This is a genomic window from Nakamurella multipartita DSM 44233 (assembly GCF_000024365.1).
GTDB classification, from domain to species: Bacteria; Actinomycetota; Actinomycetes; order Mycobacteriales; family Nakamurellaceae; genus Nakamurella; species Nakamurella multipartita.
Genome location: NC_013235.1, coordinates 3,043,749 through 3,063,846, shown reverse-complemented (window position 1 = coordinate 3,063,846; position 20,098 = coordinate 3,043,749). Strand labels below are relative to the sequence as shown.

Annotated in this window: 15 protein-coding genes and 1 pseudogene; 7 read left to right on the top strand and 9 right to left on the bottom strand. The window is 73.1% G+C overall.

Translation table 11 applies throughout. From position 1 onward, the window contains the following. Positions 1-25: 25 nt before the first annotated feature. The 4 genes from treY (at position 26) to NAMU_RS13780 (ending at position 6,190) form a co-directional block, all read left to right on the top strand. Complete coding sequence (treY, locus tag NAMU_RS13795; RefSeq protein ID WP_015748018.1) at positions 26-2,329, top strand: malto-oligosyltrehalose synthase; 2,304 nt, start codon at positions 26-28, stop codon at positions 2,327-2,329. Positions 2,330-2,417: 88 nt separating this feature from the next. Continuing rightward, positions 2,418-4,178 carry a malto-oligosyltrehalose trehalohydrolase gene (gene treZ, locus NAMU_RS13790; protein ID WP_015748017.1) on the top strand — a complete coding sequence of 587 codons (1,761 nt, stop codon included), beginning with the start codon at positions 2,418-2,420 and terminating at the stop codon, positions 4,176-4,178. Positions 4,179-4,217: 39 nt separating this feature from the next. Beyond that, a complete protein-coding gene (locus tag NAMU_RS13785; RefSeq protein WP_015748016.1) occupies positions 4,218-4,646 on the top strand; it encodes an organic hydroperoxide resistance protein in 429 nt (142 codons plus the stop codon). A gap of 41 nt (positions 4,647-4,687) precedes the next feature. Beyond that, entirely contained in the window at positions 4,688-6,190 is a 1,503-nt protein-coding gene (locus NAMU_RS13780; RefSeq protein WP_015748015.1) for a cryptochrome/photolyase family protein, read from the top strand. 37 nt (positions 6,191-6,227) lie between these two features. Here NAMU_RS13780 and NAMU_RS13775 read toward each other — a convergent pair whose 3' ends face one another. Continuing rightward, positions 6,228-6,974, bottom strand: a complete 747-nt coding sequence (locus NAMU_RS13775) for a YaaA family protein (protein ID WP_015748014.1) — start codon at positions 6,972-6,974, stop codon at positions 6,228-6,230. A gap of 79 nt (positions 6,975-7,053) precedes the next feature. Between NAMU_RS13775 and NAMU_RS13770 the strand changes: the two genes are divergently transcribed. Next, positions 7,054-7,971: a PhzF family phenazine biosynthesis protein gene (locus NAMU_RS13770; RefSeq protein WP_015748013.1), complete on the top strand. Its 918-nt coding sequence runs from the start codon at positions 7,054-7,056 to the stop codon at positions 7,969-7,971. Positions 7,972-8,000: 29 nt separating this feature from the next. Here the strand turns inward: NAMU_RS13770 and NAMU_RS31040 are convergent. The 3 genes and pseudogenes from NAMU_RS31040 to metH all read right to left on the bottom strand — a co-directional run. After that, positions 8,001-8,309: pseudogene (locus NAMU_RS31040) on the bottom strand (SRPBCC family protein); the annotation flags it as partial. A 7-nt stretch (positions 8,310-8,316) separates the two neighbouring features. Continuing rightward, complete coding sequence (locus tag NAMU_RS13765) at positions 8,317-9,009, bottom strand: HAD family hydrolase (RefSeq protein WP_015748012.1); 693 nt, start codon at positions 9,007-9,009, stop codon at positions 8,317-8,319. Next, positions 9,006-12,566, bottom strand: coding sequence for a methionine synthase (gene metH / locus NAMU_RS13760; RefSeq protein WP_041368933.1), 3,561 nt, complete (start codon positions 12,564-12,566; stop codon positions 9,006-9,008). Before metH ends, NAMU_RS13765 begins: the two co-directional genes overlap by 4 nt. A gap of 171 nt (positions 12,567-12,737) precedes the next feature. Here metH and NAMU_RS13755 point away from each other — a divergent pair, with 171 nt between their 5' ends. After that, entirely contained in the window at positions 12,738-13,598 is an 861-nt protein-coding gene (locus tag NAMU_RS13755) for a PAC2 family protein (protein ID WP_015748010.1), read from the top strand. Positions 13,599-13,605: 7 nt separating this feature from the next. Here the strand turns inward: NAMU_RS13755 and NAMU_RS30490 are convergent, their stop codons facing one another. The 3 genes from NAMU_RS30490 to NAMU_RS13740 form a co-directional block, all read right to left on the bottom strand. Further along, on the bottom strand, positions 13,606-15,660 hold the full coding sequence (locus NAMU_RS30490; RefSeq protein WP_015748009.1) for an ATP-binding protein: 2,055 nt from the start codon (positions 15,658-15,660) through the stop codon (positions 13,606-13,608). Positions 15,661-15,789: 129 nt separating this feature from the next. Next, positions 15,790-16,182: a hypothetical protein gene (locus NAMU_RS13745; RefSeq protein WP_015748008.1), complete on the bottom strand. Its 393-nt coding sequence runs from the start codon at positions 16,180-16,182 to the stop codon at positions 15,790-15,792. Positions 16,183-16,343: 161 nt separating this feature from the next. Further along, positions 16,344-16,721 (bottom strand): WhiB family transcriptional regulator, encoded by a 378-nt coding sequence (locus NAMU_RS13740; protein ID WP_015748007.1) that lies wholly within the window; start codon positions 16,719-16,721, stop codon positions 16,344-16,346. A 232-nt stretch (positions 16,722-16,953) separates the two neighbouring features. Here NAMU_RS13740 and NAMU_RS13735 point away from each other — a divergent pair, with 232 nt between their 5' ends. Then, on the top strand, positions 16,954-18,069 hold the full coding sequence (locus NAMU_RS13735) for an ROK family protein (protein WP_052307943.1): 1,116 nt from the start codon (positions 16,954-16,956) through the stop codon (positions 18,067-18,069). 33 nt (positions 18,070-18,102) lie between these two features. Here NAMU_RS13735 and mshC read toward each other — a convergent pair whose 3' ends face one another. Together mshC and NAMU_RS31435 are read right to left on the bottom strand one after the other, a co-directional pair. Further along, complete coding sequence (gene mshC, locus NAMU_RS13730; protein ID WP_015748005.1) at positions 18,103-19,320, bottom strand: cysteine--1-D-myo-inosityl 2-amino-2-deoxy-alpha-D-glucopyranoside ligase; 1,218 nt, start codon at positions 19,318-19,320, stop codon at positions 18,103-18,105. Positions 19,321-19,351: 31 nt separating this feature from the next. After that, positions 19,352-20,083 (bottom strand): M10 family metallopeptidase domain-containing protein, encoded by a 732-nt coding sequence (locus tag NAMU_RS31435; RefSeq protein ID WP_015748004.1) that lies wholly within the window; start codon positions 20,081-20,083, stop codon positions 19,352-19,354. Positions 20,084-20,098: the final 15 nt, after the last annotated feature.

The window sequence follows — 20,098 nt, the reverse complement described above, 5'->3', positions numbered from 1 at the left end:
CGACACACGAGGGTGAGGCGGCGGCGTGACCGATCGTGATCCGGCCGTTCCGGTGTCCACCTACCGGCTCCAGGTCACCGCGGACTGGACGCTGGCCGACGCCGCCGACCTGGTGCCCTACCTGTCCGCGCTGGGCGCGGACTGGGTGTACCTGTCCCCGATCCTGGCCGCCGAGCCGGGATCGGGGCACGGGTACGACGTCGTCGACCACGGCGAGGTCGACCCGGATCGCGGGGGCGACACCGGCCTGCGGCGGGTCGCCGAGGCGGCGCACGGGGCCGGGCACGGGGTCTTGGTCGACATCGTGCCCAACCACGTCGGGGTGGCCACCCCGGAGGCCTCGGTCTGGTGGTGGGACGTGCTCACCCATGGCCTGGACTCCCCCTACGCCCAGTACTTCGACATCGAGTGGGCGGTCTCCGGGGGCAAGGTCCGGCTGCCCATCCTGGGCGACGGGGACGACGAACTCGACGCGGTGACCGTGCAGGACGGCACGCTGCGCTACTACGACCACCGGTTGCCGATCGCCCCGGGCACCGGCTCGGGCACCCCGCGCGAGGTGCTGGCGCGGCAGCACTACGAGCTGATGAACTACCGGCGGGCCGACACCGAGCTGAACTACCGCCGCTTCTTCGTGGTCAACGACCTGGCGGCGATCCGGGTGGAGCTGCCCGAGGTGTTCGCGGCCTCGCACGCCGAGATCGGCCGGTGGCTGGAGCGCGGTTGGGTCGACGGGCTGCGCATCGACCATCCGGACGGGCTGGCCGACCCGGGCAAGTACCTGGACGATCTGGCCGAGCTGACCGGCGGCCGGTACGTGCTGGTGGAAAAGATCCTCGAGGGCGACGAGACGCTGCCGGCGTCCTGGGCGTGCGCCGGCACCACCGGGTACGACGCGCTCGCCGCCGTCGACCGGCTGCTGGTCGATCCGGCCGGCGAACCGGCCCTGGACGTGCTGGACACCCAGCTGCGGGGCGGCCTGACCGTGGACTGGCACGCGATGACCCGGTCGACCAAGCGGGCGGTCGCCGACGGGCCGTTGCGATCGGAGGTGCTGCGGCTGGCCCGGCTGGTGCCCGACGTGCCGGGCGCCGACGACGGGGTCGCCGAGTTGCTCGCCTCGCTGGGCGTCTACCGCACCTACCTGCCGATCGGCGGCGACCAGCTCACCGAGGCGGTGCAGCGGGCCGTCACCGCCCGTCCGGAACTGGCCGACACGCTGGCCGAGCTGGACCGCCGGCTCCGGGACGTCGGGACCGAGTTCTCCACCCGGTTCCAGCAGACCTCCGGCATGGTGATGGCCAAGGGGGTCGAGGACTGCGCCTTCTACCGCTGGAGCCGGCTGACCAGCCTGACCGAGGTGGGCGGCGAGCCGGGCGATTTCGCGTTGACCCCGGCGGATCTGCACGACCTGCACGCCCGGCGGCTGGTCCGCTCCCCCGCCACGATGACCGCGCTGTCCACCCACGACACCAAGCGGGCCGAGGACGTGCGGGCCCGCATCTCGGTCATCTCCGAACTGCCGCAGGAGTGGGGCGCCGCGGTCCGCCGCTGGAAGCGGTTCGCCCCGCTCGGCGACGGCGCCCTGGCCAACTTGCTCTGGCAGGCGATCGTCGGCGCCTGGCCGATCGAGCGGGACCGCCTGCACGCGTTCGCCGAGAAGGCGGCGCGCGAGGCCGGGGTGTCCACCGCCTGGATCGACCCGGATGCCGCGTTCGAGCAGCGGCTGCACGCGCTTGTCGACGCCGTCTACGACGACGCCGAGCTGAGCGCCGATGTCTCGGCAATGGCCGCCCGGCTGACCGGGCCGGGCTGGTCGAACTCGTTGTCGGCCAAGCTGATCCAGCTGCTCGCACCCGGGGTCCCGGACGTCTACCAGGGCACCGAGTTGTGGGACCGGTCGCTGGTCGACCCGGACAACCGGCGGCCGGTGGACTACGCCCGGCGGATCGAGCTGCTGGCCCGGCTGGACGAGGGCTGGCTGCCGCCGGTGGACGAGAGCGGCGCGGCCAAGCTGCTGGTCACCAGCCGCGCGCTGCGGCTGCGCCGGGACCGGGCCGACCTGTTCGACGGTTACGCGCCGGTCGACGTGGACGGCGCGGCCGCCGAGCACCTGTTCGCCTTCGACCGGGGCGGCGCCCTGGCCGTGGCCACCCGGCTGCCGGTCGGCCTGGCCGCCGCCGGTGGGTGGCGGGACACCGTGCTGCACCTGCCCCCGGGCGACTGGCACGACGAGCTGACCGGCCGGCCGGTCGAGAGCCAGCACGTCCCCGTGGTGGAGCTGCTCGACCGCTATCCGGTGGCGCTGCTGGTCCGCGCCGTGTCCTGAACGCCGGGCGACCGAGACGATCCGGCCAAGACGATCCGACCGAGCTGATCCGACCGACCTGAACCGACGAGTCAACCAGGAAGTGATGATGTCGCAGACCATCCGTGTCTGGGCCCCCCGCGCGGAGCGGGTCGCCCTGGTCACCGCCGGCACGGACGCGCCGATGACCGCGGCCGAGGGCGGCTGGTGGACCATCGCGACGCCGGACCAGCTGGGCGACTACGGGTTTCGGCTCGACGACGACGACACGGTGCGCCCCGACCCGCGATCGCGCTGGCAGCCGACGGGCGTCGACGGGCCGACCCGCCCGTTCGACCCGGCCGAGTACGAGTGGGGCGACGCGGCGTGGACGGGCCGGCGGTTGGCCGGCAGCGTCGTCTACGAACTGCACCTGGGCACCTTCACCCCCGAGGGCACCCTGGACGCGGCGATCGGCAAGCTCGACCACCTGGTCGACCTGGGCGTGGACATGGTCGAGCTACTGCCGGTCAACGCCTTCGCCGGCACCCACAACTGGGGCTACGACGGGGTGCTCTGGTTCGCTGTGCAGGACAGCTACGGCGGGCCGCGGGCCTACCAGCGGTTCGTCGACGCCTGCCACCAGCGCGGCATCGGGGTCATCCAGGACGTCGTCTACAACCACCTCGGCGCTGGCGGCAACCACATCCCGCTGTTCGGGCCGTATCTCAACCCGACCGCGGGCGGCAGCCCGTGGGGCGACAGCATCAACCTGGACGGGCCGGACTCGGGCGAGGTCCGCCGCTACATCCTGGACAACGTAGTCATGTGGCTGCAGGACTACCACGTGGACGGGCTGCGGCTGGACGCGGTGCACGCGCTCAACGACAGCCACGCCACCCACCTGCTCGAGGACATCGCCAAGCGGGTCGACGCGCTGGCCCCGCACGCGCGGCGGCCGCTGTCGCTGATCGCCGAGTCCGATCTGAACGACCCGAAGCTGATCACTCCGCGCGAGGCCGGCGGCTACGGGCTGACCGCGCAGTGGAGCGACGACTTCCACCACGTCCTGCACGTCGCCCTGACCGGCGAGACCGACGGCTACTACGCCGATTTCGGCAAGATGTCGGACATCGTGAAGGTGCTGAGCCGGGCCTTCTTCCACGACGGTACGTTCTCCAGCTTCCGCGGCCGCGATCACGGCCGGCCGGTGGACACCCTGACCACGCCGGCCTGGCGGTTCCTGGGGTACGCGCAGAACCACGACCAGGTCGGCAACCGGGCCGTCGGCGACCGGCTCACCGCCCAGCTGTCCCCGGACGACCTGGCCATCGCCGCGGTGCTGGTGCTGACCAGCCCGTTCACCCCGATGCTGTTCATGGGCGAGGAGTGGGCGGCCGGCACGCCGTGGCAGTTCTTCACCTCGCACACCGACCAGTTCTTGGCCGACGCCACCCGGGAGGGCCGGCTGGAGGAGTTCGCCCGGATGGGCTGGGACAAGGACCTGGTCCCCGACCCGCAGGCCGAGTCGACCTTCCTGGACTCCAAGCTCGACTGGTCCGAACTCGGCCGGGAACCGCACGCCCGGTTACTCGCCCTGCACCGGGACCTGATCGCGCTGCGCCGGGCGCGGCCGGAACTGACCGACCCCTGGTTCGGTGACCTGACCGCGACCGGGGACGACGAGGCCCGCTGGCTGCTGGTCGACCGGTCCGGCGTACGCATCGCCGCCAACCTGTCCGACCAGGAGCGCCGGATCCCGCTGGGCGGCCCGGCCGGTGCGCTGCTGCTGGCCACGCGGGACGGGGTGCGGGTGGACCGGGCGTCCGAGCCGGGGGCCACCCTGACGCTGCCCCCGCATTCGGCCGCGGTGCTGGCTCCGGCAAGCTGATCGGGACACCTCCCGCGACCAGAGCAGAAGGGGCCGACGATGGCCGCACTGTCCTACACCACCACCGCGACGGCCTGGGGCGGTCGGATGGGCCGGGTGGCCACGTCCGACGGCACCCTGGACTACCAGCTGTCCATGCCCGAGAGCATGGGCGGCGAAGGTGGTGAGGGCACCAACCCGGAGCAGCTGTTCGCCGCCGGGTACGCGGCGTGCTTTCACAATGCGCTGCGCTCGGTCGCCCGCAAGGAGAAGGTCGACGTCACCGACTCGGCCGTGTCGGTGACCGTGCAGATCGGCGGCACCGCCACCGACGGCTTCCGGCTGGCCATCACCATCGAGGCCGAGATGCCGGGCGTGGACCGGGAAACCGGGCAACGCGTGCTGGACGGCGCGCACGGCCGCTGCCCCTACAGCCGGGCGCTGGCCGGCAACCACGACCTGACCCTGGTGCTGGTCGACCCGTCCTGATCGGTTGATTGCCGCGGGACCGGGGTGGGAAACCTGCCCGGGTGAACGCATCCGCGCCAGCCGAACGCCGGTGGCTCTTCGCCGACCAGCTCGGGCCGCACTTCCTGGACACCGACGACCAGCCGGTGCTGCTGGTGCAGTCGCGCCGGGCGTTCGCCCGCCGCCGGTTCCACCGGCAGAAGGCGCATCTGGTGCTGTCCGCGCTGCGGCACCGGGCCGCCGAGTTGTCCGACCGCTGTGAGTTCCGGGCGGTCGACCGGTACACCGACGCGGCCGGCGACCGGGCGCTGACGGTGTGCCACCCGACCACCCGGGGCGCGCTGGCCCTGGTGCAGCGACTGCCCGGGGTGCAGGTGCTGCCGGCTCGTGGGTTCGTCACCGGCATGGCCGACTTCGCCGCCTGGGCCGACGGCCGCGGCCGGCTGCTGATGGAGGACCACTACCGCATCGCCCGCCGCCGGCAGGGGGTGCTGATGGACGGCGACGAACCGGCCGGCGGCCGGTGGAATTTCGACGCCGACAACCGCGAACCGCCACCCAAGCCCCGCCGCGGCCGGTCCGGGCCGCCGACGCTGGGTGTCCCCGAGCCCTGGTGGCCGCAGGAGGACGAGATCGACGAGCAGGTGCGCCGCGATCTGGACCGGTGGGAGCGCGACGGCGACGTCCGCTTCGTCGGCCGGGACGGCCCGCGCCGGTTCGCCGCCACCCGGCACGAGGCCCTACAGGCGCTGGAGCACTTCGTGGCCCACCGGCTGGCCGCCTTTGGCCGCTACGAGGACGCGATGCTGGCCGACGACGCCTGGATGGCGCACTCGCTGCTGTCCGCGCCGTTGAACCTGGGCCTGCTGGACCCGCTGGAGGTGGTGCACCGGGTCGAGGACGCCTACCGGGGCGGGCAGGCGCCGATCGCCGCGGCCGAGGCGGTGGTGCGGCAGATCCTGGGCTGGCGGGACTACGTCTGGCACCTGTACTGGTACCTGGGGCCGGACTACCCGGCCGGCAACGGGTTACGGGCCCGGCGCGGGCTTCCGGACTGGTTCGCCGAGCTGGACGCGGACGCGGTGCAGGCCCGCTGCCTGTCCGGAGTGCTCGCCGACCTGCGCGACCACGGCTGGGTCCACCACATCCCGCGGCTGATGGTGCTGGGCAACTTCGCGTTGCAGCAGGGATGGGATCCGGCCGAGCTGACCGACTGGTTCCACCGCTGCTTCGTCGACGGGTACGAGTGGGTGATGGTGGCCAACGTCGTCGGCATGTCGCAGTTCGCCGACGGCGGCCGGATCACCACCAAGCCCTACGCCGCCGGCGGCGCCTACATCAACCGGATGAGCGACTACTGCGGCCCGTGCGCCTACCGGCCGACGGTGCGGGTCGGTGAGCAGGCCTGCCCGTTCACCGCCGGCTACTGGAACTTCCTGCACCGGCACCGGGGCGAGTTGTCCGGCAACCACCGGATGGCCCAACCGCTGCGCGGGCTGGACCGGCTGGCCGACCTGGACGCGCTGCTGGACCAGGAACGCCGCCGCGGCACCGACCCGCCCTGAGCAACGGCCGCGGCCGCGCGATCAGGTGATCAGGTGATCAGGTGATCAGGTCGATCGAGCGCTCCCCCGTCCGCTCGGCCCGGAGGCCGGCCCGCCGGGCCACCCGGATCACCGCGGGCACGTCGTCGACCTGCGCCCGGGTGGCGACCAGGGCGTGGGCCAGCCGGCCCTTGGCCGCCTTGGCGAAGTGGCTGACGACGCTGCGGGTGCTCGGGTCACCGGGTACCGCCTCGGACAGCACCCGCACGGTGACCGCGGCCGGGACCGGCGCGAACGCCGCGTACGCCCCCGACCGCAGATCCACTACCAATCCGTCCAGCCCGGCCAGCACCGGCGCCAGCACCGGGCGCCATCCGGCGGCCACCGTGGGCTGGCCGGCCAGCCGGGAGCCGGCCGAGAACCGGTAGGCGGGCACCGGGTCGCCGCCGCGCAGCAGGCCGAACAGGGCCGAGGTGATCAGCAGCCGCTCGGCCGCGCGGGCCCGGGCCGCCGGCGGCAGCCCGGCCACCTCCAGGTGGTCGTAGAGCACCCCGGTGTAGCGGTGCAGGGCCGGCCGGGTGCCGGTGGTGCGCAGCCGGGCGGTCGCGACGATCTCGCCGTCCTTGCTGGCCGCGACGCCCAGCGCGGACCGGGCGAGCACCGGATCCGCGCACAGCGCGATCACCGCGGCGATGAGTTCGGTGCGGCGCCGGTTCAGTTCGGGAAAGCCCAGCGCGGACAGCGCCAGCGGGGGCCCGTCGCCGCCGGGGGCCTTGGTCTCCGACGGAGGCAGCAGTACGTTCACGAACAGGCACCCTACGGCCCCCGGACGGCCCGATCGGGCGTACCGATCGGCCGTCCGGCGAGCTACCGTGGACGGCGAGATGAGCAGCCCGCGAGAGTCCTCGGCCCTGCGGTACGCCGCGTTCACCTCCACGCCGGACGGGGGCAACCCGGCCGGGATCGTGCTGGCCGCGCAGCGCCTGTCGGACGCCGCCATGCTGGCCATCGCCGCCGAGATCGGCTTCTCGGAAACGGCTTTCGTGGTCGGCGGGGATCCGGCCGAGCGTGCGCTCACGCTGCGGTACTTCACCCCGGTGGCCGAGATCCCGTTCTGCGGCCACGCCACCATCGCCACCGCGGTGGCCCTGGCGCAGCGGCACGGCCCGGGGCCCTTCCGGTTCCGCACCCCGGCCGGCCCCATCGTCATCGACACCACCGAGGTCGACGGCCGGATCCGGGCCGCCTTCACCAGCGTCGAACCGTGGGTGGTGGCCATGCCGGCCGGCATCCTGGTCGAGCTGACTGGCCTGCTCGGCCTCACCGCCGAGGACCTGCACCCGGACTACCCGCCGGCCATTTCCTTCGCCGGCAACCGGCACCCCATCCTGGTGCTGGCCGACCAGGACCGCCTGGACCGCTTCACCTTCGACCCGGACCTGCTGCGGGCCCTGATGGACCGGGAGGACTGGGCCGGCACGGTCACCGTCGCTGTCCCCCGGGGCCCGATGGAGTTCGAGTCCCGCAACCCGTTTCCGGTGGGGACGATCACCGAGGACCCGGCCACCGGCTCGGCGGCCGCCTCGCTGGGGGCCTACCTGCGCCACCTCGGCCGGCTCCGGCTGCCGGCCACCGTGCTGATCCACCAGGGCCGGCACGTGGGCCGGCCGAGCCTGCTCACCGTCGACATCCCGGCGTCCGGCGGCATCCGGGTCAGCGGCGAGGCGGTGCCGATGGCCGCAGCGGCGGGGGCCGCCGGCCTGACCAGCCGGCTCAGAGCCAGCCGGGCCACCGGCAGGTAGGCCAGCACGACGGCCGCCGGGCCCTGCACGTCCAGGGTGGTGCGGGTGCCGTCGGCGGCCGGCGTCACGGCGTGGTCCAGGATCAGCTCGCCGACCACCGGCGGCCGCACCCGCCAGGTCCAGCGCCGGCGCTGCGGGTCCACCGACAGGATCTCGAACGGCACGGCCAGCGCGCACGGCCCGCGGACCACCCCGGACGTGCCGGCGGCCAGCCGCGGGCCGGGGTAGTCGACCGCGCGGATCTGCGGCGACCAGTCCGGCCACCGGGCGGGGTCGACGTACCGCTCCCAGACCAGGTCGGGCGGGGCCGCTCCGGAGACCGCCAGGCTGCTGCGCACGGGGTGTCTATGCCCCGAAACGACTCCGGTGGAACGCGTGATGCAGATGCCGCAGCTCGTCGACGGTGGCGTCCAGCAGCGAGGCGGCGAACACCCGGCCCGGGCCTTCGGGGACGTCCACCTCGGACGGCACCACCAGCACCGGGATTCCGGCGGTCACCGCGGCCGCGGTGCCGGACGGGGAATCCTCCACCGCCAGGCACTGCGCGGCCGGCCGCTGGAGCCCTCGCATCGCGGTCAGGTAGGGCTCCGGGTCGGGCTTGTGCACCGCCACCTCGTCGCCGCAGACCGACAGGTCGAACCGGTGCCCACCCAGCCGCTGCAGGGCGACGTCGACGACGACCCGCGGCGAGTTGGTGACCAGCGCGGTGGCCACCCCCTCGGCGCGCAGCGCGTCGATCAGTTCCTGGGCGCCCGGCTGCCACATCAGCTCGGCCGCGAACACCTCGGCCGTGCGGGCCAGCAACTGCTCGGTCGCCTCGTGATGGGCCAGGTCGGAGCCGAGTTCGGTCAACATCAGGTCCACCGACGCCGGCACCGACAGGCCGGTGGTCCGGGCCAGCACCTCCGCCGACAGGGTGCCGCCCAGCTCGGCCGCGATCTGCGTCATCGCCTGCGCCCACAGGTGCTCGGAATCGACCACGGTGCCGTCCATGTCGAACAGCACCGCGCGCAGCGGCGGACCGTCGGGGGCGCTCATCGGGCCGCGAAGTACTTGGCCTCGGGGTGGTGGGCCACCAGCGCCGACGTGGACTGTTCCGGATGCAACTGGAACTCCTCGGACAGCTCGACGCCGATCCGTTCGGGTTCCAGCAGCGCCATCACCTTGGTCTGGTCGGTCAGGTCCGGGCAGGCCGGGTAGCCGAAGGAGTAGCGCGCCCCGCGGTACTCCAGATCGAAGAACTTCTCGATCTCCGCGGAGTCCTCGGCGGCCGCGTTGGACCCGTCGGGGAAGACCAGCTCGCTGCGGATCCGCTGGTGCCAGAACTCGGCTAGCGCCTCGGTCAGCTGCACCGACAGGCCGTGCACCTCCAGGTAGTCCCGGTAGGCGTTGGCCGCGAACAGCTCGTTGGCGAAGTCGGCGATGCGCTGGCCCATGGTGACCACGGTGAACGCGATGACGTCGACCTGGCCGGTCTGCCGCGCGGACTCCCGCGAGCGGTAGAAGTCGCTCAGGCACAGGTGCCGGTCCCGGCGTTGCCGCGGGAAGGTGAACCGGCACAGCTCGGCGGCGTCGGGCGTGGGCTCCGCCAGCACGACGACGTCGTCGCCCTCGGACACGCACGGGAAGTAGCCGTAGACCACGGCCGCCTCCAGCACCTTGTCCGTGTGCAGCCGGTCCAGCCAGTAGCGCAGCCGGGGCCGGCCCTCCTTCTCCACGAGTTCCTCGTAGCTGGGACCCTGCCCGCCCTTGCTGCCGCGCAGGCCCCACTGACCCATGAACGTCGCCCGCTCGTCGAGCATGGTCGAGTAGTCGGCCAGCGCGATGCCCTTGATCACCCGGGAACCCCAGAACGGCGGGGTCGGCACCGGGTTGTCGGTGGCCACGTCGCTGCGGGCGGGGACGTCGACCTGCTCCTCCTCGGCCGCGGCCGCCTTGCGCTTCTCGGCGATCCGCTTGGAGCGTTCGTGCCGGGCCTTGCGCTCGGCGATCTTGGCCGTCTCGGCGGCCGCGGCAACCGGGTCCAGGCCCCGCTTGCGCGACATCACCCCGTCCATCAGCCGCAGCCCCTCGAACGCGTCCCGGGCGTACCGGACGTCGCCCTTGAACACCGAGGACAGGTCGTTCTCCACGTACGAGCGGGTCAGCGCGGCCCCGCCGAGCAGCACCGGGTACTTCTCGGCGATGCCGCGGGCGTTCATCTCCTCCAGGTTCTCCTTCATGATCACCGTGGACTTGACCAGCAGGCCGGACATTCCGATGGCGTCCGCGCCACTGTCCTGGGCGGCCGACAGGATCGTCGCGATCGGCTGCTTGATGCCGAGATTGACCACCGAGTAGCCGTTGTTGGACAGGATGATGTCGACCAGGTTCTTGCCGATGTCGTGTACGTCGCCCTTGACCGTGGCCAGCACGATGGTGCCCTTACCGCCCGAATCGGCTTTCTCCATGTGCGGTTCCAGGTAGGCGACCGCGGTCTTCATCACCTCGGCCGAGGTGAGCACGAACGGCAGCTGCATCGCGCCGGAGCCGAACAGCTCACCGACCGTCTTCATGCCCTCCAGCAGGGTGTCGTTGATGATCTCCAGGGCCGACCGCATGGTCAGCGCCTCGTCCAGGTCGGCCTCCAGGCCGTTGCGTTCGCCGTCGATGATTCGCCGCTGCAACCGCTCGTCCAGCGGCAGCGCGGCCATCTCGGCCGCCCGGGTGGCCCGGCCGGCGGCCGTCGTCGCGCCCTCGAACATCTCCAGCACCCGCTGCAGCGGGTCGTAGCCCTCGCGGCGCCGGTCCCAGACCAGATCGAGCGCGACCGTGCGCTGCTCCTCCGGGATCCGGGCCATCGGCAGGATCTTCGACGGGTGCACGATCGCCGAATCCAGGCCGGCGGCGGTGCATTCGGCCAGGAACACCGAGTTGAGCACCTGCCGGGCGGCCGGGTTCAGGCCGAAGGAGACGTTCGAGATGCCCAGCGTGAAATGCAGATCCGGGTGCCGACGCTTGAGTTCCCTGATGGCTTCGATGGTCTCGATGCCGTCGCGCCGGGTCTCCTCCTGCCCGGTGGCGATCGGGAAGGTCAGGCAGTCGACCACGATGTCGCTCTCGGCCATGCCCCAGGTCCCGGTCAGGTCGGCGATCAGCCGCTCGGCGATGGCCACCTTGTGCTCGCGGGTGCGCGCCTGCCCCTGCTCGTCGATGGTCAGCGCGACGACGGCGGCGCCGTGCTCGGCGACCAGGTTCATGATCCGGGTGTAGCGGGAGGTCGGGCCGTCGCCGTCCTCGAAGTTCACCGAGTTGACGATGGACCGGCCGCCCAGGTGCTCCAGCCCGGCGCCGATCACCTCCGGCTCGGTCGAGTCGATCATGATCGGCAGGGTGGACGCGGTGGCCAGCCGCGAGGCCAACGAGGCCATGTCGGCGGCCCCGTCCCGGCCCACGTAATCGACGTTCAGGTCGAGCACGTGCGCGCCGTCGCGGGTCTGCGCGCGGGCGATCTCGATGCAGGCCTGCCAGTCCTGGGCCAGCATGGCCTCGCGGAAGGCCTTGGAGCCGTTGGCGTTGGTCCGTTCGCCGACCATCAGCACGGACGCGTCCTGCTGGAACGGCACCGCCTGGTAGAGCGAGGACAGGCCCGGTTCGCGGCGCGGGCGCCGGCCGGCCGCCCGCAGGTCGCGCACCGCCTCGACCACCTGCCGCAGGTGCTCGGGGGTGGTGCCGCAGCAGCCGCCGACCAGGCCCAGCCCGAACTCGGTGACGAAGCCGGACAGCGCCTGGGCCAGCTCGGCCGGCGAGAGCGGGTAGACCGCCCCGTTGGGTCCGAGCTGGGGCAGCCCCGCGTTGGGCATCACCGACACCCCGACGGTGGCGTGCCGGGACAGGTACCGCAGGTGCTCGCTCATCTCGGCCGGGCCGGTGGCGCAGTTCAGGCCGATGTAGTCCACGCCCAGCGGTTCCAGGGCGGTCAGGGCGGCCCCGATCTCCGAGCCGAGGAGCATCGTGCCGGTGGTCTCCACGGTGACGTGCACGATGATCGGCACGACGATCCCGGACGCGGTCATCGCCCGCTTGGCGGCCAGGATCGCCGACTTGGCCTGCAGCAGGTCCTGACAGGTCTCCACGATGATCGCGTCCGACCCGCCGTCGAGCAGGCCGGCGACCTCCTGCTGGTAGGCGTCGCGCAACGTCACGTAGCCGGCGTGGCCCAGCGTCGGCAGCTTGGTGCCCGGGCCCACCGACCCGAGCACGAACCGCGGGTGGTCGGGCGTGGAGAACTCGTCCGCCTCGGCCCGGGCCAGCGCCGCGCCGGCCCGGCTCAGCTCGTAGATCCGGTCGGGAATGTCGTACTCGGCCAGATTGGCCAGGTTGGCACCGAAGGTGTTGGTCTCGATCGCGTCGACCCCCACCTCCAGGTAGGCGCGGTGCACCGCCCGGACGATGTCCGGGCGGGTCACGTTGAGGATCTCGTTGCAACCCTCCAGGCCGGCGAAGTCGTCCAGCGACGGGTCCTGCGCCTGCAGCATGGTGCCCATGGCGCCGTCGGCCACGAGCACGCGCTCGCTCAGGGCGGTCAACAACGGGTGGCGGGGGGCGGCAGTCACCGGTACAGAGTAGGTCGAATAGCACACCGGCCGGTGCTCCGCCAGGGTCCACCGGGCGGGTCGGCTGTGTGAGGTGCCATCGCCGGGGCGGACGCACGTAGGCTGACCGGCGTGAGCGAGCGTGAGCGTGCGTCAGCGAGCGGACCATGAGCACCGGGCAGGGGGGTACGGATGAGTGAGTTCATGCCCCTGCGCAACCCCGTGATGATTGCCGCCTTCGAGGGTTGGAACGACGCCGGCGACGCGGCCAGTGCGGCCGTCGAGCAGCTCGGCCTGATCTGGGACGCGGTGCCGCTGACTGAACTGGACCCCGAGGGCTTCTACGACTTCCAGGTCACCCGGCCGACGGTGCGGCTGGTGGACGGGGTGACCCGGACCATCGAGTGGCCGACCACCCGGCTGTCGGTGTGCCGGCTGCCCGACTCGCCCAGCGACGTCATCCTGGTGCACGGCATCGAGCCCAACTTCCGCTGGCGGGCGTTCTGTGACGAGCTGCTCAAGATCGCGGTGGACCACCAGGTGAGCAAGGTGATCGGGCTCGGCGCGCTGCTGGCCGACGTGCCGCACACCCGGCCGATCCAGGTGACCGGGTCCGCCCACGACGAGCAGACCGCGGTGAGCCTGGGCCTGACCCGGTCCCGGTACGAGGGTCCGACCGGTATCTCCGGGGTCTTCCAGGACGCCTGCGTGCAGGCCGGCATCCCGGCCCTGTCGTTCTGGGCGTCCGTGCCGCATTACGTCTCCCAGGCGCCCTCGCCGAAGGCCACGCTGGCCCTGCTGCACCGGGTCGAGGAGGTGCTGGACGTGGCGGTGCCGTTGGGCAACCTGCCCGCCCAGGCCGACGAGTGGGAGGCCGAGGTCAGCCAGATCGCCTCCGAGGACGAGGAGATCTCCGAGTACATCCGCTCGCTGGAGGAACGCGAGGAGCAGGACGAGCCGCTCAAGCCGGCCTCCGGCGAGTCGATCGCCGCGGAGTTCGAGCGGTACCTGCGCCGGCGCGGGCCCAAGCCGGGCGGGGACTCCTGGCGCTGAGCCCGGATCAGGTGCCCAGCTCGCGGGCCCACAGCGCGTCGACCACCCGGCCCTGGGCGGTGCCCAGCAGCCGGCGGAAGGTGCTGGACGGTAGATCGAGCACTTCGGCCGCCCGTTCCAGGGTCGGTGCCGGCGAGACGTAGGCCCGGTGCAGCACCCGGGCCAGCCGCTGGTCGGCCGGCGGGCCGGCGCCCAACGCGCGGACCGTGTCCCGCAGCATCGCCTGCAGCGCGGCCACCCGATCGGCGGCGCTGGCGTGTTCGCCGGTGGCCGCGCCGATCACCCGGCAGCGCAGCAACGGGTTGTCCCGCAGCCGGTCGGGCCGGGTCAGCTCGCGCAACGCCCGTTTGACGGCGGTCGCGAACTCCGCCTCGTCCAGCACCAGCAACGGCACCCCGGTGGCGGGAAGCTCGGCCGGCGGCGAGCCGACCTCCCGGGCCGACAGGGCGGCGATCCAGACCGGTGGTGGCTGCAGCCGCCAGTCGTGCCCGTAGACGATGCTGGCCGTGGCGTCGACGACGAAGTCGGCCGCCGGCAGCCGGACCTGGTCGGTGTAGGCGCAGGCGTCGGCCCACTGCTCGGGCTGCCGGAACGGGATCATCGACACGGCCAGCCCGGGGGTGCTCAGGTAGTGCCGGGCCAGGTGTGCGGTGATCAGCGCCTGCCCCGGGGACACGGACTGGTCGTCGTCGCGGGTCAGCCAGAACCGGACCAGGGTGACCCGCTCCCCCGGCCGGACCGGCGGCATCGTGCGCAGCTGCCGCCGGGCCGCGTCCACGGCCGGGTCGGCCGGCGCGGTGTCGTCGCCCGCTGGGTCCGGCACCCGGTCCACCGCGAGCAGGCAGACCGCGCCGACCACCGTCGGCGGGTCGGCCCCGCCGTCCCGCACGACCGACCAGGCCGCGGCCGGGTGGGTCCACCAGGCCCGGGCCAGCTCGGCCGAGACCGCGCCCTCGTGCCGGCCGACCAGCTCGACGACAGCGGCACCGTCGTCGGGTCGGGCCCGGTCCAGGCGCAGCCCGGCCGCCTGGTCCGGCGGCTGCAGGAACCGGCGCAGGTCAGTGTGCAGGTACATCAGGTCCAGCAGCACGCCGGCCTGCGTCATCGGGTCCGGGCTGTCCAGCCGGGCCAGGTAGTACTCCCGGGCCCGGGCGTGCATCCGCACCGACAGCTCCGGGTGCCGCCAGCGCAGGTCGGTGGACAGCACGGTGCGGGCCAGGTCGTGCAGGTACAGGCCGGAAGGCCCGGACTCGACGAACGGCTGGGCCCGCAGCCAGTCGAAGTGCTCGGCCGCGTCGGGGACCTCGATCAGCGCGGCCAGTAGCGGCTCGGTGACGAAGCGGACCTGCGCGGCGGCCTCCAGCGCGCGGCGGTGGGTGGGCGACGGGGTGTGCCGGACCAGGGAGCCGACCAGCACCCCGATCACGTCGGCCGAGCGGTCCGGCACGAAGCTGCCCCGCTCCCGCAGCACCTCGGCGACCAGGGCCAGGGCCAGCGGATGCCCGTGGGTGAACTCGATCGCGGCCGGGTGCGCCGCGGCCGGGACGTCGCGAGCGGCCAGGTACGCGGCCGAGTCGGCCTCGCTCAGGTTCGGCAGCCGCAGGCTCACCAGCAGCTCGCTCCAGCCCGGGTCGGTGCGCCAGCCGGCGGCCGGCGGGTGCTGGCCGCCGATCACCAGCAGCGCGTCGGCCGGCAGGGTCGGGGCGATCTGCTCGCGCAGCACGGGGTCGACCTCGGCCAGCAGCTCGTAGGTGTCCACGATGATGACCGGCCGGCCCGCGCTCGTCCCGGCGGCCGCCCCGCCCAGCCGGAGGGCGACGGCCTCGGCGGTCGGGGGGACATCACGGGCGTCGAGCAGGGTGACCCGGGCGCCGGACTCCGTGGCCCGCTCGGCGAACCGGCGCAGCAGCGTCGACTTGCCCACGCCCGAGGGGCCGGAGACGAAGACGATTCCCGGATCGGGCGAGCGGAGCAGGCCCTCCAGCCGGGTGAGCTCCCCCTCGCGCCCGACGAACCGGCGCCGGCGCGCGGACTCGACCCGGTCCGCCATCGTCTGACCCATCGGCGGTGCTCCTGACGACCGCACCGCCGGCGTGGCGGTGCCCCGTCCCGAGCTTGGCCCAGGGCGCGCGGCTCGGCAAGAGCGCGGGTCGGCATGACCCGCGCCGCGCCGGCGCCCGGGCGGGGCGGCCTAGAACTCGGCGTCCGTGCGCAGCTGCAGGGTGACGACGGTGTTGGTGGTGCCGGTGTTCTGGGCGCAGACGCTGTAGAAGCCGGCCCCCGGGAAGGTGCCGTAGGCGCTGCGGTACTCGGCCGCCCAGCCGGTCGCCCGGCTCGGCGTGCTGGTGATCACCACACCGTTGCGCAGCAGCTTGAACTTGGCCCCCTGACCGGTCGCCCACCCGTCCGCCCGCACCTGGTAGGAGGCGTACTGGGCGGTGGAGCAGACCCCCTGGCCGGGGGCCAGCGCCGTGGACGCGACCGACTGCGCGGCGGCCGGGCCGGCGCCGGCCAGGGCGATGGCCCCGGCGGCGCCGGTGGCCAGGACGGCACCGGCGATGCGGGCGGCGAGGGTGCGGGTCATGGTTCCTCCTGTGACGAAAGACCGGTCTGTCTTTGGTGTTCCGGTCGTTGACAGGAAGGACGGTAGGTCTGGGCGCTGCTCAGTTCCCAGACCGGATTCCGCTCAGATTCCGCTCAACCGCTCACTGGTCCCGGGCGCGGTCCCGCGCCTTGGCCGGGTGCTCAGCCGGGGTTGCCGGAGCCCGCGGTGACCGGCGCCGGTTGCGCGGCGACCAGGGCGGCCAGCTCGGTCGACTGCGAGATCAGCTTGCGGCGCAGGCTCCGGCGTCCCCGGTTCAGCAGGACCAGGCGTTCCTCCTCGGACAGCCCGCCCCACACCCCGTACTGCTCCTGGACCTCCAAGGCGTGCTGGCGGCAGGCGTCGATCACCGGGCAGTCGGCGCACACCTCCTTGGCGCGTCGGACCCGTTCGTCCCGGGACGGGCCGCGCTCGCCCCAGGGATGGAAGAAGAACGAGCTCGCCATGCCCCGGCAGGCCGCTTCCGCCTGCCAGTCCCAAGCCTCGGTCGTCGGTACCGGCAGTCGTCCGATAAAAGCCACTCTTGGTCCTCCCCGATGCGCGGGTGAGCGCAGTCACAGTGATACCCGGCCGGATTAGACAACGATGTCGGCGGTTCAAGCCAGCTACGGCCTGAAGACCATTTCCGGAAGATGCCCATAAAGCTAGCAGACTTCTGTCGTCTTACCGGAATAAATGCTAGGCTCAGTCCTAATGAACCTCCCAGAACCCTCCTCAGCCCGGCGGCATCGCTCTCGTCAGCAGCTGCTGGAGGTGATCCGACGCGAGAACGGCGTCACCCGAGCCGACTTAAGCCTGATCACCGGCCTGTCCCGGAGCGCGGTTGCGGAGACCGTCCAGGACCTGCTCAACGAACGCCTGATCGCCGAGGACGTGCTGGCCGCCGGCGGCCGGGGGGCCGGACGGGGTCGCCCCTCGGCTCTGCTGGTCGCATCCGGCGGGACGGGGTCGGTGGTCGGCATCGACTTCGACCACGAACGGGTGACGGTCGCCGTCGCCGGCAGTGACGGCAGCATTCGCGGCGAGGAGCACGCCGCGGTGAATGTGGACAGCGAGGCCGCGGCGGCGCTGGACGTGTCGGTGGGCATGGTGCACCGGCTGCTGGGCCAGACCGGCACCAGCATGTCCGACATCCGCTCGATCGCGGCCGGGGTGCCGGCACCGCTGGACATGCGCACCAATCGCATCCACTCCGCGTCGGTGCTCACCGGCTGGGTCGGCCTGGACCCGGCCGAGGAGCTGTCCAACCGGCTGGGCCGGCCCGTCCTGATCGGTAACGACGCGGACCTGGGCGCGGTCGGCGAACTGCGGTACGGCGCGGCCAAGGGCGCGCGGGACTTCATCTACGTCAAGGCCTCCGAGGGCATCGGCGCCGGCCTGGTGCTCGGCGGGTCGGCTTACCACGGCGCGACCGGCGCGGCCGGCGAGATCGGGCACACCCGGCTCGGCGAGCAGGGCACCTGGTGCCGCTGCGGCAACCGGGGCTGTCTGGAGACGGTGGTGTCCAGCACCCTGGTCCGCCGCCTGATGACCGAACTGGGCATTCCCCGTGGTCGGGACGAGACCTTCCCGCTGGCCGACGCGGCCAAGCACCCGGTCACCGGACGTTTCATCTCCGAGGCCGGCCGCACCCTCGGCCGGGTCCTGGCCGACCTGTGCAACTGCCTGAACCCGTCGCTGATCGTGCTCGGCGGCGAGCTGGGCACCGCCGGCGAGCCGCTGGCCGACGGCGTGCGCGAGTCCATCAACCGGTTCGCCCAGCCGGCCACCGCGGCCTCCCTGGAGGTCAAGGTCGGCGCCCTGGGGCTGCGGGCCGAGCTGCTGGGCGCGGTCAGCCTGGCCGGCCAGCACGCCCTGCTGGAGATCTGAGCCCGTCCCCCGGCCCGGGCCGGCGGGCCCGGCTCAGACCAGCCGCACCCCGAGCAGCGCATCCACCGCCGCGGCCACGGCCGACCCGTCCAGGGTCTCGTCGGCCGCCCACGCGTCCAGCGCCTCGATCACCGTCGGGGTGTCCAGATCGTCGGCCAGGCCGTCCCGGATGGCCTGTACCACCGAATCCGCGTCGACCCCGGTCCGGGCCGCCGCCGCCCGCCAGCGAGCCAGCCGGGCCTCCGCGGCCGTGAGCACCTCGTCCGACCAGGCCCGGTCCTGCCGGTAGTGCCCGGCCAGCAGGCCCAGCCGCATGGCCATCGGATCCACGCCCTGATGCAGCAGCCGGGACACGAAGACCAGGTTGCCCCGCGACTTGGACATCTTCTCGCCGTCCAGCCCGATCATGCCGGCGTGCGTGTAGTGCCGGGCGAACGGCCGCTTGCCGGAGAGCACCTCGGCGTGCGCGGCCGAACACTCGTGATGCGGGAAGATCAGGTCGCTGCCGCCGCCCTGCAGGTCGATGACCGGCCCGATCCGGTTGCCGGCGATGACCGCACACTCGATGTGCCAGCCCGGCCGGCCGGGACCCATCGGCGAGGACCAGGACGGCTCCTGCGGCCGTTCGACCCGCCACAGCAGCGGATCCAGCCGCTGCCGCTTGCCGGGCCGGTCGGGGTCGCCGCCGCGTTCGGCGGACAGCCGCAGCATCGTCGCCTCGTCGTAGCGCGACTCGTAGCCGAACTGCCCGGAGGCGGTGACGTCGAAGTACACGTCGGGGTACTGCTCGTCGGGTACCCGGTAGGCGGCGCCGGCGTCGATCAACTCCTGCACCGCCGCGGTGACCTCGTCCATCGCCTCGACCGCGCCGATGTAGTCGGCCGGTGGGATCACCCGCAGCGCCGTCATGTCGTCCCGGAACAGGCCGATCTCCCGGTCCGCGAGCTTGCGCCAGGACACCCCGTCGCGCTGCGCCCGCTCCAGCAGCGGGTCGTCGATGTCGGTGATGTTCTGCACGTAGTGCACCTGGTGACCGGCGTCCAGCCACATCCGGTGCACCAGGTCGAAGGCCAGGTAGGTGGCCGCGTGCCCGAGATGGGTGGCGTCGTACGGGGTGATCCCGCAGACGTACATGGTGGCCACCGGACCCGGATCGGTGGGCCGCACCTCCCCCGTGGCCGAGTCGTAGAGCCGAAGCGGTCGGCCCGTGCCGGGGATTCCGGGCACGGGCGGGGAGGGCCAGGATTGCACCGCTCCACCTTAGTGGGGCCGCGGGGCGGGCTCAGCGGGGTTGGGCGACCCCGGGCACGACGTGCCGGTTGGCGTGCAGGATCGCTTCCTGCCACGGGTGCAGGGCGGTGCCGCGCAGCCCGTCCGGGGGCGAGGACTCCGGGAACATCAGGTTCCGCCGGTCCCGGCGGTGCGGCAGGTTGAGCGCGTGGCCGAGCTCGTGCACCAGCACCGTCTCGTCGTAGCTGCCCGGATCGGCGGCGTCGAACAGGCCGGCCTGCACGATCACCCAGTCGGCGCTGATGCCCAGCGAGCAGCCGGTCGTGCGGCCGGCGATCCGTCGGACCACCACCACCGTCACCGGGGTGCCCACGGCCAGGGTGGCCACGTCGACCGGGGCCTCGTGCCGCCGGTAGAACTCGGTGCGGCCCAGCACGTCGTCGAGCAGCAGCAGCTGGTTGGCCCGGGGGTCCAGCGCCCGCGGCGGGGCCGGCTCGTCGATCACCTGCAGGCGGGCCACCCGGACCCGGATCCCGGCCTCCCGCCGCAGCACCTCGTCGGCCCGCCGCAGCGCCGGCCGCACCGCCTCGGGCGCGCACAGCGGGCGGCCGGCCTCGTCGGACAGGATGACCACGTGCACCCGCAAGGTGGCCGGCCCGATGGTGTGGCCGGTGGCCGCCGCCCGCACCCCGGCGGCCGCGGTCAGCACCCCGTGCGAGGCGTCCAGGGCCAGCCCGCCGACCGCGCGGGCCGCGGTCCGGCCCAGGTTGGTCACCACACTCATCGCGCGCTCACCGGG